This window comes from Enterococcus malodoratus, from assembly GCF_027659535.1.
GTDB classification, from domain to species: domain Bacteria; phylum Bacillota; class Bacilli; order Lactobacillales; family Enterococcaceae; genus Enterococcus_A; species Enterococcus_A malodoratus.
The window spans coordinates 262,909-277,088 of the sequence record NZ_JAQDPG010000002.1; the positions used below are offsets into that span (position 1 = coordinate 262,909).

Here is a 14,180-nt window from a genome sequence, read left to right on the forward strand (position 1 = left end):
GTTCATTATTACGATGGATACGCATCTATTCTACCATAATACAGAAAAAGCCTTGCTGATTTGAAACAGGATCGGTAAAAAAAGTCTTAAAAACGAGGGAGTTTTATGAACAGTTATATTTTTCCAATCAAAGCGGCGGTACTCACTTTTCCTTTTTTGGCAATGGTAATTGCTGCCCCATTTCTAATTTATTATTATCGTAAATACGGACAGTTAGGAAAACTGAGAAGTGTTATTTTGTATTCTTTTGTTTTCTACTTATTATGTGCGTATTACTTAGTGATTCTGCCTTTGCCTAGTATCAGCAGTGTGGCTCAAATGACCGGGCCGCGTTACGAATTGCATTTGTTTCAATCATGGCATAATTTTATGAATCAGACTGTTCTACAATTGAACAATCCAAGCACGTATCTAGCAGCAATGAAGCAAAGCGTCTTTCTGGAACCGGTGTTTAATATTTTCTTGCTTTTTCCATTCGGTGTTTATTGCCGCTATTACTTCAAGTTTTCTCTTGGAAAGACAATCTTAGCAAGTTTCTGTTTATCTCTATTTTTTGAACTGACACAATTAAGTGGATTGTATTTTATTTATCCGCGGCCTTATCGTTTATTTGATGTAAATGATCTATTGCATAATACGATAGGCGGTCTTTTAGGTTTTGCTTGTGCACCGTTGTTTACCTTCTTTTTGCCAACTCGAAGTGAATTGGATTCTGAATCATTGGTTAAGGGTCAAACGGTTTCGCTGCTGCGTCGTTTTTTGGCGATGATGATTGACTGGTTTGTTATTGGCATTCTTAGTACATTATTAAGTTTTCTTTCAAGTTTTCTGCCGACGGCTGTTTACGATCTATTTAATTATTCTTTCGTAGGTTTTACACTTGAGGTTATCCTTTATTTTATGATCTTCATGTATCTATGGAATGGTCAAACTGTCGGAAAAAAAATAGTGCGGATACAAGTTGTAGAAAAGAATCGCGAACATATTCGTTTGTGGAGTCTCGTTAAACGATATAGTGCATTTTATTTGCTGATGTATGGGTTACTGCAAATTTTCCAATACACAATGAATCACTTGACCACTACAAATCATACTGTTTTTATCGCATATGTCACATTTGGTTTGATAAGTTTAGGAATTTTACTTTTATTTCTATTCAACTTATTGTATGCTCTCATAAGACGAAAACACCGCCTATTCCATGATAAAGCAAGTCACACGTTTACAATCAGCACACTTAAGAAAGAGGTATAACATGCGAACGTTTGAATCATTCAATTTCCAACCGTTTATCCTTGAAGCCATCAAGGATAAAGGTTTTACTGAACCAACAGCGGTTCAAGAAAAGCTGATCCCATTAATCAAAAAAGGGAAAAATGTCGTTGGTCAATCACAAACTGGGTCAGGAAAGACTCATACATTTTTACTACCATTAATGAATAATATCGATGCTGCAAAGGATGCAGTTCAAGTTGTAATCACAGCACCTAGTCGCGAGTTAGCTAGTCAAATTTATCAAGCAGCGGTTCAGATCGCTCAATTTTCACCCATCGAGATGCGAGTGACTAACTTTGTCGGCGGAACCGACAAACAGCGTCAGGTAGATAAATTGACGACTCATCAGCCCCATGTTGTCATTGGAACACCTGGACGAATTTTAGATATGATGAATGAACAGGCCTTAAAAGTTCATACGGCAGAATACTTTGTCGTTGATGAGGCGGACATGACTTTGGATATGGGCTTTTTAACAGAAGTCGATCAAATAGCCGGTCGTTTGCCAAAACATTTGCAAATGCTGGTGTTCTCAGCAACGATTCCAGAGAAATTACGTCCATTCCTATTAAAATATATGGAAAATCCAGTCATTGAAGAGATCAAATCGCATGCGGTGATCTCCGATACCATCGAGAACTGGTTGATTTCTACTAAAGGGCAAGACAAAAATCGTTTGCTCTATCAGTTACTAACGATCGGTCATCCTTATTTAGCAATCGTTTTTGCGAACACGAAGCAACATGTTGATGAAATCAGCGATTATTTGAAGAAACAAGGATTGAAGGTAGCGAAAATTCACGGCGGTATTTCTCCTCGTGAACGGAAACGTGTAATGCGCCAAGTCCAAAACTTGGATTATCAATATGTTGTGGCGACTGACTTAGCGGCTCGCGGGATTGATATCGAAGGAGTTTCCCACGTTATCAATGCGGAGATTCCACAGGATTTGGATTTCTTCATCCATCGTGTCGGAAGAACCGGTCGAAACGGGTTACCTGGAACAGCGATTACATTGTATAGTCCAAGTGATGAAAATGATGTTTCATTGATTGAAAATATGGGCGTGACCTTCCAGCCTAAAGAAATCAAAAATGATGAGATCGTGGATACGTATGATCGAAACCGCCGGAAAAAACGGGAAAAATCAAAGGATGAATTAGATCCAACCTTGATTGGACTTGTTAAAAAATCGAAGAAAAAAATCAAACCAGGTTATAAAAAGAAAATTGACCGAGCAATTGCCGATTCAAATAAACAAAAACGACGTCAAACGCGACGTCAAGAAGAACGCGGTGCTCGTAAGAACAAGAAACGTTCCAACTCTTAACAGCTAATAAAAGCACTTGCAGCCATCATTATTGATTGGCCGCAAGTGCTTTTTGCATTTTGACACAAGGAATTCCATCCTCGATAAAGACATCAGAAATCACATGATACCCCAAGTTTTCGTAAAATTGCTGCGCAGTGGTTTCTGCAGAAAGAATGGATCGCTTGCATTTTTCACTGATTGCCCGTTGTTCAATCGAAGTTAAGAGCTTTGCCCCTAAACCTTGTTGGCGATAATCAGGCAATACGCATAAACGGTCAGGATTAAGCGTTTGTTTGTCTAATTTTTGATAACGAATCGTTGCGATCGGTAGTTCATTATCAAAGAGCACATAATAGTGCCGATCAGCTGTGTCAAGGGCATCAAATTCATCCTCTGGTGAGATTTCTTGTTCTAAAATGAAAATTTGATAGCGTAAATAAAAGGCTGCAGCTCGTAGTTCTGGCGAAGCTCCAAAATATTCCTTCATCTTTTTCCTCATTTCTTGATGATAATGGTATAATTCTAGCATACGATTGTTGGAGGAGGCAGAAAGATTTATGAACTTATTAGATCAATTGGACTGGTCCTATTGGAAACGATTGAATCCAAGAGAAAAACGCACGTTGTTAAGCCAGCTTTTGCTTCATTTTGTAAATCCGTTAATGAAGATTTCGGATATTGAGTTAAAAGATTTTGATTTATTTGGTATTAAGTGCCAGACATTTCAATTAATGATAGACGAAGAGGAGTTTGTGTTCATTCCTGGCAATAAAGATGCCATTTTGGGCTGGAATTTGGGGACCAAAGGCTTGTCTTTATTAGAAACAGCACCTAGCGCACAGGAAATTACGATTCCGCAGGAGCTGCGGGGGCAATACAACTTTTTTGATGTAGATTCATTAGGGGAACTGATCAATGATAAAACGACCAGCTTACGGAAAGTTCAAATCCCACCTATGTTTGTCCAACGCCATGCTCTACCGGCAGGGACGAATTATTTAGGGGTCTATGATTCGGTAACGGGAAGCTTTTCGGGTGAGGCCGATCAATTTTCAACATATGAAGAAGAAATAAAAGAGGTACTATCGCCTAATCTTACACCTGAGGAAAGTATGACTTGGTCATTTCCTAAAAATGTGTTGAAGGAAGACCGCTGGTACATCGAAATGATTCCTCATTCGGATAGTTATTATGTCTTTAGTCATGAAAAGCATACTTATACCAGCTTGCGAAAAGCGATTCGCAAAAAGAATTTCGACTTATTGACAGAGGATCAATGGGAATATGTGAATGGTGCCGGCAGTCGACGCTTGTTCCGCTGGGGCAATGATTTGAACGTGATGGATCCTTATCGCGGGAAAAATGTCAGAAAAATGATGGAACAGGCCAATATGTTTGGTTTATTTTTTGAAACTTCGATGGAACGTTTTGAAATTACTGAAGATCCTGGCGTACTAAAATTGACGAACAAGAAAAACAATGTTGGTATTCCGATCGTTGATTTTCTTCCGTTAGCTAGTTATTACAGCAACAGCACGTCAATGCTTCATGAAGAAGTGCTGTCGCCGAGTGACTATTTGTATCGTAAAGCGATTTTAATCAAGATCTAGTTTGACTTTTGACAAACTTTTTTCTATACTCTTAAAAGGATATGGTTTATTCTTCACGCATCTACAGAAAGTGCACGATTGCTGAAAGCTGCACGTTGCGGATAATAAATTGCTCCCGACATTTTTGGTTGAAAAATCAACGCTGCTCAGCGTTAACGAGCTGAAGAGGTAATGATCAAACTATCATTGCAATCAAGGTGGTACCGCGAGTTTTCGTCCTTGACTGCAGTGGTAGTTTTTATTTTTTTAAGAAAAGGGGAATACAGATGAAAAAATTATCAAGCGCTGAAGTGCGCCAAATGTTTTTAGATTTCTTTAAAACCAAACAACACATGATCGAACCGAGTGCATCGTTAGTACCGGTCAATGATCCAACTTTGCTGTGGATCAACTCAGGTGTTGCAACGATGAAAAAATACTTTGACGGCAGTGTTGTCCCAGAAAATCCGCGGATTGCTAATGCTCAAAAATCCATTCGTACCAATGATATTGAAAACGTAGGTAAGACAGCTCGTCACCATACGATGTTTGAGATGCTGGGCAACTTTTCGATCGGTGATTATTTTAAAGTAGAAGCGATCGAATGGGCCTGGGAATTTTTAACGTCACCAGACTGGATTGGTTTCGATCCAGATAAGCTATACGTGACGGTTTATCCAGAAGATAAAGAAGCAAAACGTATCTGGTTGGAAGAAGTTAAGATTCCAGCAGATCACGTAGTTGAAATTGAAGACAATTTTTGGGATCTTGGCGCTGGTCCAAGCGGTCCTGACTCAGAAATTTTCTATGATCGCGGCGAATCGTTTAATGATTTAGCAGAAGACGATCCAGAAAATTATCCTGGTGGGGAAAATGAACGTTATCTTGAAATCTGGAATCTGGTATTCTCAGAGTTCAACCATACACCGCAGGGAACTTACGAACCATTGCCGCATCAAAACATTGATACCGGGATGGGACTTGAACGGATGGTTTCAATTATCCAAGATGCTCCGACTAACTTTGAGACCGACTTGTTCTTACCAATCATTGGTAAAGTGGAAGAATTGAGCGGGAAAAAATATGGTACTGACAATCAATTAGATATTTCTTTCAAAGTTATTTCTGACCATATTCGTTCTTTGGCTTTCGCGATCGGTGATGGTGCTCTTCCTTCAAACGAAGGTCGTGGTTATGTTTTACGTCGTCTATTGCGTCGTGCCGTTATGCATGGGAAAAAGCTGGGGATTGACCAAGCGTTCTTATATAAACTAGTTCCAGTTGTTGGCGAGATTATGGTGAGTTATTATCCAGAAGTCAAACAGCAAGAGGCGTTTATCGAAAAAGTTGTTCGTACGGAAGAAGAACGTTTCCACGAAACGATTAATGATGGCCTAACGATGCTCAACGATGTGTTGGCTGAATTGAAGGCGAATAATGAAACGACATTAGATGGTAAAATGATCTTCAAACTTTACGATACCTTCGGCTTTCCAGTGGAACTTACCGAAGAAGTTGCAGAGGACGAAGGTTTGAAAGTCGACCATGCTGGCTTCGATGTAGAAATGCAGGCACAAAAAGAGCGTGCTCGTGCTGCACGAACAACAGAAAAATCAATGGGTGTTCAAACAGCCTTATTAGGCGACATCAAAGTAACAAGCAAATTTGTCGGTTATGACCATTTAGAAAGAGAAAGTGAATTACTAGTCATTTTACAAGACAATGCACTGGTTTCATCAGTGAGTGAGGGTGAAGCACAAGTAATCTTTGCTGAAACACCGTTCTATGCTGAAATGGGGGGACAAATCGCCGATAAAGGGATTATTGTTGATCAAGACGGCAAAATTATCGCCAATGTGATAGATGTCCAAAAAGCGCCAAATGGGCAAGCGCTGCATACGGTAGAAATTCTTGCACCATTAAGCGAAGGTTCAACTTATTTCTTACAAGTTAATGCAGCTTATCGCAATAAAATTATCAAAAACCATACCGCGACGCATGTACTGCATAAAGCATTAAAAGAGGTTTTAGGAGATCACGCGAACCAAGCGGGTTCATTAGTGACAGATAAGCATTTACGTTTTGACTTTACGCATTTTGGTCAAGTGACTGCCGCAGAACTAAAAGAAATGGAAAAAATTGTCAACCAAAAAATTTGGGAAGCTATTCCAGTGGTTACGATTGAAACGGATATCGATACAGCGAAAAACATGGGTGCAATGGCACTATTTGGTGAAAAATATGGTCACGATGTACGGGTGGTAAATATCGGCGATTGGTCGATTGAACTATGCGGCGGGACACATGTTGCTAATACAGAAGATATCGGTGTATTCAAGATTGTTTCTGAATCAGGAATCGGTGCCGGCGTTCGTCGGATCGAAGCGCTGACCGGCAAAGAAGCTTATCAAGCGTTCCGCGAAGAAGAAGAACAATTGCTTCAAGTTGCACAGATCGTCAAATCACCACAAATCAAAGAAGTTGTCAGCAAGACAGAGCAGTTGCAACAGCAATTACGTGAGTTACAGAAAGAAAACGAACACTTAGCAACAAAATTGGCGAATCAACAAGCTGGGGATGTCTTCAAAGATGTGAAAGAAATCAACGGTACGACTGTGATCACAGCCCAAGTCAATGTGAAGGACATGAATCAGCTGCGTCAATTAGCTGATCAATGGAAACAAAAAGCCTTATCAGACGTTCTTGTTCTTGGAACTGTTCAAGGCGAGAAAGTCAATCTTCTAGCAGCTATGAGCCCTGCTGCGAATGAGAAGGGCCTAAAAGCTGGCGATTTAATCAAAGCAATCGCTCCAAAAGTAGGCGGCGGCGGTGGCGGTCGACCTGATATGGCGCAAGCCGGCGGAAAAAATCCAGCGGGATTATCAGCTGCACTAACAGAAGTTGAAAACTGGTTGGCATAGGAAATAGTTTTATGAGGCAGGACAAACATAGCGTCCTGCCTTTTTTGAATGAGAAAAATTCCATTATTGACGACGTGTTTCTTTTAAAGCTAAGCTTCTTTCGGTATAATTTGAATGAGAGATTTATTTTTTGAAAAGAGGGGACCACTTGGGAATTATTGAGCAAATTATTTTTCTTATTTTTATTGTCAATGCCGTCGGCGCGATCATTACTGTTTTTCGCAAACCGCGGAATATTACGACGATCTGGGCTTGGCTTCTGACCTTAATCTTTTTACCAGTCATCGGCTTTCTTATTTACGCTTTTTGCGGTCGTGGAATCGATGGGGAAACGATGTATCGTTTTGAACAGGAAGATGAAACGCGTGTAAAAGAAATTAATGGAATGATCCAAGAAGACAATCGCCATGTGGATTATAACGAACCGGATCAACTGTATCCGGCCGCAACGGCTTTAGTAAAGTATTTTAAAAATTTAGATGAGTCGCCACTAGCGATTCGAAATGAACTGGAATTCTTTTTAGATGGAACAGAAAAATTTGAACGTCTATTTGTGGATCTGCGGGAAGCACAAAGTACGATTCATGTTGAATATTATGCCTTCTTTAATGATCGAATCGGCAATCGTTTTATGCGTATCTTAGAGGAGAAGGCCGCTCAAGGCGTAGAAGTACGAATGATCTATGATCCGTGGGGGTCGCCTAAAACAAATAAGAAATTTTTTGAAACATTGATCAAGAATGGCGGGAAAGTCACACCATTCATCACATCAAAAAACATTTTAGCCAAAACACGTTTGAATTATCACTTGCATCGCAAGATCGTTGTAGTGGATGGTCAAATTGGTTGGACAGGCGGCTTTAATGTTGGGGATCAATATCTGGGAGAATCTGAACGATTCGGCAGATGGCGGGATACGCATGGTAGGATTGAAGGGACTGCAAGCTTCACCTTACAGGAGATCTTTATTCGTGATTGGAATGCTTCTGTAGCAGATAAAACGGAGCGTATGGGTTATCTGCCGGAGTATTTTGTTTTGCCGCAGAAGCAAATCGACAAAGGGGTACCGATGCAGATTGTTGCTGATGGCCCTGACTCAAGCGAACAGATTATTAAGGACGGCTTTGTTCGCTTGATTTTAGCCGCGGAAAAGAGCGTTTGGATTAAAAGTCCGTATCTTGTTCCAGACGAGACGATGATTTCAGCAATCTTAATTGCTGTGCGCTCTGGGATCGATGTCCGAATTATGATTCCAAATATGCCGGATCATCCGTTCATTTATCGCGCGACGCAGTACTACGCGAATTATTTGCATCAGCGCGGTGTTAAAATTTACCATTATGCAGATGGGTTCCTTCATTCTAAGACCATCGTGGTAGATGACGAGTTAGCGACTTTTGGTTCTACTAATCAGGATATCAGAAGCTATGAGCTGAATTTTGAAGTCAGCAGTTTTATCTATGATCCAGAGGTAGCGCGGTTATTCCGTAAAATATTTGAAGATGATATGAAGGAATGTATCTTATTAACTGATGAAATGATTGCCAATCAATCTCATTGGTTAAACTTCAAACAGCGTTTTTCTCGCTTGTTATCACCAGTTTTATAGTTTTTTTCGCAATCCTTGGCGGGCTAGATTGTCCGCCCCTTTATTTTTGCCCTCGGGGATCCATTGCAGGACAAGTAAGGGGAATTGCGGAGCCAATTCATTAAACTCTGATAAATATGGCTGGAAGAGCTTGTTTTTTGTTTGTCCTTGGTCTAAAATTTTTATTGCAGTTTTACTATCAGAATAGAGCAAAATCGTTTGATCATTCAACTGATGCTCAATTAAATAAGTTAGCGCATAGAGAATTACGGCCAATTCGGCTTGATGATTGTCGGTTTCGGGCAATGATATCGCAAGTTGTTTTTGCTTTTCAGCAATAATTAGAATGCCTCCGCCACTTTTTTCTGCATTCGTGGCAGCATCGGTATATACTTTTAACATAATGATCATCCTTTTTTAGAGTAGAGTAGGAGTAAATGCATGGAAAAAAAACGCTATTTTTGGCAACCAGAGCTTTCGATTAGCATAATTTATTGGTCGCTGACCTTTATTATTCTTTTTTATGGTCTAATTTTGACCTTGGAAAAAACCCATCCTTATTTAAGAGGGAACATTTTTATTGGGATCTTCCTTTTATTTTCGCTGGTCGGGCTTCATCGCTATTTATTTCTTGAAGAATCTGGGATAAGAATCCGGTATGCCAGACTTTGGCGGCGCGAGACGATCCTTCGAGAGCATATCGATTATTTGGCTCTTTGTAAAGACGGGATTATTATCCAGCGCAAGGGACTTAGCGGCGCGAATTTCCATCTTGCCATGCGGAAAAAACGAAAAGAAGCTTTTATCAAAGATTTTGCCGCATTTTATCCTGAAATTGAAATTAAAAAAACAAACGAAAAGATCAGTCGTGACTGATCTTTTCGTTTATTTCTTTTTCACATGAGCCGCCTGCATACCGCGTGCGCCTTCGACAATTACAAATTCTACTTCGTCACCAGAATCCAAAGTTTTGAACCCGTCTTCCTCAATAGCGGTAAAGTGAACAAATACCTCTTGATTCTCTTCATAGTCAATAAAACCATAGCCTTTTTCTTCATCGAACCATTTAACAATGCCACTATTCATCACGCAACACCCCTTTGCAATTGCTGTTTTTATTATACGTGATGGAAACAAAAATTGCGAATCAATAAGATTGCCGATTCTAGGTGCTGTTTTTCTCAGAAAAATTCGTTATAATAAAAATGAACGAATAAAAAAGTGTGTTTTTCTGAATAACGTTCGGGAAAGGGAGTTTTTATGAAGACTGACATTGAAATATCTCAAGCAACGACTCTAGCACCAATTACAGAAGTTGCAGAAAAAATTAATTTATCTTTTGATGATTTAGAATTGCATGGTAAATATAAAGCAAAAATTGAATTTGATGCTTTAGAAAAAATGAAAAAGAATCCTGAAGGAAAACTGATCCTAGTGACCTCGATCAATCCAACTCCAGCAGGTGAAGGTAAATCAACTGTTACAATCGGTTTAGGAGATGCCCTAAATAAAATTGGTAAAAAAACAGTGATTGCTTTGCGCGAACCTTCTTTAGGACCAGTAATGGGAATCAAAGGCGGAGCAACCGGCGGCGGCTATGCGCAAGTATTGCCAATGGAAGACATCAATCTGCATTTCACTGGTGACATGCACGCGATTACGACGGCTAACAATGCGCTATCTGCATTATTAGACAATCATATTCATCAAGGCAACGAATTAAACATCGACGCGCGGCGAGTAATTTGGAAACGAGTGGTAGATCTAAATGATCGCGAATTGCGTCATATCACTGTGGGACTTGGCGGACCAATCAACGGTGTTCCGCGGGAAGATGGATTCGACATTACAGTAGCCAGTGAAATCATGGCGATCCTATGCTTGGCGACAGGTCTGAAAGATTTGAAGCGTCGACTATCCAACATTGTTGTGGCTTACACATTTGATCGTGAACCAGTAACGGTTGGTGATTTAAGAGTTGAGGGTGCTTTGGCGCTGGTACTTAAGGATGCGATAAAACCAAATCTTGTTCAAACAATTTATCAAACACCAGCCTTTGTGCATGGCGGACCATTCGCGAATATCGCACACGGCTGCAACAGTATCTTAGCAACTAGAGCCGCATTGCATTGTGGTGATTATGCCGTTACGGAAGCCGGCTTCGGCGCGGATCTTGGCGGAGAAAAATTCTTGGATATCAAAGTACCAAGTTTAGGCAAAGCACCTGATGCTGTGGTGATCGTCGCGACCATTCGCGCATTGAAAATGCATGGCGGCGTTGCGAAAACAGATTTAAGCGCTGAAAACCTTGAGGCTTTGAAGGAAGGCTTTAGCAATCTTGCTAAGCATATTCGCAACATGCGTAAATATGGCTTGCCTGTCGTGGTAGCTATCAATGAGTTTATTAGTGATACGGAAAAAGAAATATCCTTATTAAAAAGTCTTTGCGAACAGGAAGATGTGAAGGTTGAGCTTGCCAGTGTTTGGGAAAAGGGGCCAGATGGCGGTATTGACTTAGCTAAAACAGTGGTTGATGTGATCGCAAATGAGGAAAACAATTTCCATTCGATCTTTAGCAGAGATCAGGATGACTTGAACGAAAAAGTCGAAACGATCGTTCGCGAGATTTACGGTGGAAATGAAGTTATCTATAGTAAGAAGGCGCAGCAGCAATTAGCCAGCTTTAAAAAATATGGCTGGGATCGCCTGCCGGTCTGTATGGCAAAAACGCAATATTCCTTATCTGATGATCCAAGTAAATTGGGTGCTCCGATTGACTTCGATGTGACGATTCGTGAATTTGTTCCAAAAATCGGCGCGGGCTTTGTGGTCGCTTTGACCGGTGATGTGATGACCATGCCTGGTTTGCCGAAAAAACCAGCAGCATTAAACATGGATGTTGATGAAGAAGGCAATGCAATCGGTCTATTCTAAACACATAATAGAAGATTAGAAAACGCAGAGATGAGTCGTCTCTGCGTTTTTTTGCATACTAAAAAGAATAAATGCATATTATTTTGAAAAAAGCCTGAATAAATTTATAAAAAACCATTGACTTGTATAAATACTAAACGTATAATCATCACAAATAGCAGGTTTCTAATCGTATTATTATACAATTCTTAGACAGTTCGAAAATGAAAGAATATACGAATGAAAACCAAAATTATTTTCCTCAAAGATGAGAAGGGAGTGGATCATATGAAAGTATCGATTATCGGAGTGACGGGTTATAGCGGGATCGAGTTGGTTCGTCTTTTATTGCAACATCCGAAAGTGGACATTGTTTCTATTCATAGCCATTCTCAGAATGGTAAAGATATCGATGAATATCTGCCGCATTTAAAACAATTACTCGATCTGCCATTGGAGCCGATTGATTCGACAAAAATAATGGAGCGAGCTGAGCTGGTATTTTTCGCAACGCCGTCAGGTATTTCCAAAGAAATCGCGACAGCCTTTGTCGAAGCAGATTTCCCAATCATCGACTTATCTGGTGATTTTCGTTTAAAGGCCGGTGGGCAGTATGAGAAGTGGTATAAAAATTCAAGTGCTCCTTTTGATTTTCTGCAAAATGCGCATTATGGTCTAGCGGACTTTTATCCTGAACCATCATCAAAATTAATCGCTAATCCTGGTTGTTATGCGACAGGCAGCTTATTATCACTGGCTCCTTTTGTAACACAGGAATTAATCGAGACAGAATCGATTATCGTTGATGCAAAATCGGGATTATCCGGTGCCGGAAAGAACTTATCTGAATCGAGTCATTTCGTTAATAGCAATGAAAATATGACCCTCTATAAAATGAATAGTCACCAACATATTCCAGAAATTATGCAGCAATTGCAAAGATGGGATAAAAAAATCCCGGCGATCCAGTTTTCTACTTCTTTGATTCCAGTGACACGAGGAATCTTTATTACTACATATGCTAGAAGTAAAGAAAAGATGACGCAAAGCCAATTATGGGATATTTACCAAGAGTTTTATCAAGAAAAACCGTTTATTCGGGTACAAAATCAAAATTGTTATCCCAACTTGCGACAAGTCATCGGATCAAACTTTTGTGATATCGGCGTTGCCTACAATGAGGTCACTAACATGATCACGGTAGTCACCGTATTGGATAATTTAGTGAAGGGCGCTGCCGGGCAGGCCGTTCATAATCTAAATCATCTAGCAGGCTGGCCAGAAACGACCGGTTTAGAGCTTGTCCCAATTTATCCTTAAAAAATTTCGGAGTGTGAAGAATATGCAAATTATAGACGGAACAATCGCCAGTCCTAAAGGTTTTTATGCAACTGGCTTACATGCAGGCTTAAAAAAAGAAAAGAAAGATTTAGGTGTGATCTATTCAGCGATCCCAGCTAATGCGGCCGCGGTTTACACCACGAATCAAGTCAAAGCGGCCCCGATTTTCGTTACTAAAGAAGCAATGGCTGATCAAAAAGTCCAAGCGGTAGTGGTCAACTCAGGTATCGCAAATGCCTGTACAGGAGATCTTGGATTGGAAAACGCAAAGGAGATGCAGTCCTTAGCAGCGTCTCAATTAAACGTCGCAAAAGAAAATGTCGCAGTTGCCTCAACAGGAGTGATTGGAAAACAATTGCCGATGGAGATTATTGAGTCTGGTATTAGTAAAATTGATTTGCAGCAGCAACAACCATATGCGTTTCACGAAGCCATTTTGACAACTGATACCAGCACAAAAGAAATCGTCGTAACCGAGGAAATCAATGGTCAGATGGTGACAATGGCTGGTGTCGCAAAGGGGTCTGGCATGATCCATCCTAATATGGCGACGATGCTGGCCTTTATTACAACCGATGCGCAAATCTCAAAAGATTTGCTGCAAGAAATGCTGGCTGACAAAACGGAGACGACCTTTAATCAAATCACGGTTGATGGCGACACATCAACGAATGATATGGTTTTAGTTCTTGCTAATGGTTTGGCAGAAAATCCAATCATTGAAAAAAATTCTGAAGCGCATGAAAAATTTATCGCGATGTTCCAGCTGGTCAGTGAAACGTTGGCCAAAATGATCGCCAAAGATGGCGAGGGTGCCACAAAACTGATTGAAGTACAAGTGGTGGGTGCACTTAGTGATACCGAGGCCCGTTTGGTCGCAAAAAAGGTCGTGGGCTCGAGTCTAGTGAAGACGGCCATGTTCGGTGAAGACCCAAACTGGGGCCGGATCATTTGTGCAGTTGGCTATGCGGGATCACAGACTGATCCGGAAAAAATCGATATGTGGATCGGCGATCAGCAATTATTGAACCACAGCCAGCCGCAGGAATTTGACGAACTAGTTATGAAAGAAACACTGGAAAAAGAAAAAATTTGTATCACGGTGGATCTGAATATTGGCGAACAAAGCGGAAAAGCTTGGGGCTGTGATCTGACTTATAAATATATCGAAGTAAATGCTTTGTATCACACATAAAACATCTCAATAGAAAAATGACTGACTGATCTGAAATAAGGAGCGA

The 14,180-nt window shown here is 40.4% G+C and carries 12 protein-coding genes; 9 read left to right on the plus strand and 3 right to left on the minus strand.

The window, feature by feature from the left end:
* Window positions 1–105 precede the first annotated feature (105 nt).
* Window positions 106–1,254 carry a VanZ family protein gene (locus PGP85_RS04665; RefSeq protein WP_010739205.1) on the plus strand — a complete coding sequence of 383 codons (1,149 nt, stop codon included), beginning with the start codon at window positions 106–108 and terminating at the stop codon, window positions 1,252–1,254.
* Between the two features lies 1 nt (window position 1,255).
* Entirely contained in the window at window positions 1,256–2,605 is a 1,350-nt protein-coding gene (locus PGP85_RS04670; protein WP_010739204.1) for a DEAD/DEAH box helicase, read from the plus strand.
* Window positions 2,606–2,633: 28 nt separating this feature from the next.
* On the opposite strand, the gene PGP85_RS04675 is transcribed toward PGP85_RS04670, so the two are convergent.
* A complete protein-coding gene (locus PGP85_RS04675) occupies window positions 2,634–3,074 on the minus strand; it encodes a GNAT family N-acetyltransferase (RefSeq protein WP_010739203.1) in 441 nt (146 codons plus the stop codon).
* A gap of 70 nt (window positions 3,075–3,144) precedes the next feature.
* Here PGP85_RS04675 and PGP85_RS04680 point away from each other — a divergent pair, with 70 nt between their 5' ends.
* The 3 genes from PGP85_RS04680 to cls all read left to right on the plus strand — a co-directional run bounded on the left by PGP85_RS04680 (window position 3,145) and on the right by cls (window position 8,706).
* Window positions 3,145–4,197 (plus strand): DUF7278 family profilin-like fold-containing protein, encoded by a 1,053-nt coding sequence (locus PGP85_RS04680; RefSeq protein ID WP_270326346.1) that lies wholly within the window; start codon window positions 3,145–3,147, stop codon window positions 4,195–4,197.
* A 266-nt stretch (window positions 4,198–4,463) separates the two neighbouring features.
* Window positions 4,464–7,097: an alanine--tRNA ligase gene (gene alaS / locus PGP85_RS04685; RefSeq protein ID WP_270326347.1), complete on the plus strand. Its 2,634-nt coding sequence runs from the start codon at window positions 4,464–4,466 to the stop codon at window positions 7,095–7,097.
* Window positions 7,098–7,245: 148 nt separating this feature from the next.
* Window positions 7,246–8,706, plus strand: a complete 1,461-nt coding sequence (gene cls, locus PGP85_RS04690) for a cardiolipin synthase (protein ID WP_270326350.1) — start codon at window positions 7,246–7,248, stop codon at window positions 8,704–8,706.
* Here cls and PGP85_RS04695 read toward each other — a convergent pair.
* The gene (locus PGP85_RS04695; protein ID WP_010739199.1) at window positions 8,701–9,087 is read right to left on the minus strand and encodes a ribonuclease HI family protein; all 387 of its coding nucleotides are present in this window, start codon (window positions 9,085–9,087) and stop codon (window positions 8,701–8,703) included. The two genes, cls and PGP85_RS04695, sit on opposite strands and share 6 nt — an antisense overlap.
* Window positions 9,088–9,126: 39 nt before the next feature.
* Here PGP85_RS04695 and PGP85_RS04700 point away from each other — a divergent pair, with 39 nt between their 5' ends.
* Entirely contained in the window at window positions 9,127–9,561 is a 435-nt protein-coding gene (locus PGP85_RS04700) for an EbsA family protein (RefSeq protein ID WP_010739198.1), read from the plus strand.
* A 9-nt stretch (window positions 9,562–9,570) separates the two neighbouring features.
* On the opposite strand, the gene PGP85_RS04705 is transcribed toward PGP85_RS04700, so the two are convergent.
* Window positions 9,571–9,771, minus strand: coding sequence for a cold-shock protein (locus PGP85_RS04705; protein ID WP_270326352.1), 201 nt, complete (start codon window positions 9,769–9,771; stop codon window positions 9,571–9,573).
* A 174-nt stretch (window positions 9,772–9,945) separates the two neighbouring features.
* On the opposite strand from PGP85_RS04705, the gene PGP85_RS04710 reads away from it, so the two are divergent.
* The 3 genes from PGP85_RS04710 (at window position 9,946) to argJ (ending at window position 14,134) form a co-directional block, all read left to right on the plus strand.
* Complete coding sequence (locus PGP85_RS04710; protein ID WP_270326354.1) at window positions 9,946–11,619, plus strand: formate--tetrahydrofolate ligase; 1,674 nt, start codon at window positions 9,946–9,948, stop codon at window positions 11,617–11,619.
* A gap of 267 nt (window positions 11,620–11,886) precedes the next feature.
* Entirely contained in the window at window positions 11,887–12,918 is a 1,032-nt protein-coding gene (gene argC, locus PGP85_RS04715) for an N-acetyl-gamma-glutamyl-phosphate reductase (RefSeq protein ID WP_270326355.1), read from the plus strand.
* 22 nt (window positions 12,919–12,940) lie between these two features.
* Window positions 12,941–14,134: a bifunctional ornithine acetyltransferase/N-acetylglutamate synthase gene (argJ, locus tag PGP85_RS04720; RefSeq protein ID WP_270326356.1), complete on the plus strand. Its 1,194-nt coding sequence runs from the start codon at window positions 12,941–12,943 to the stop codon at window positions 14,132–14,134.
* Window positions 14,135–14,180 lie beyond the last annotated feature (46 nt).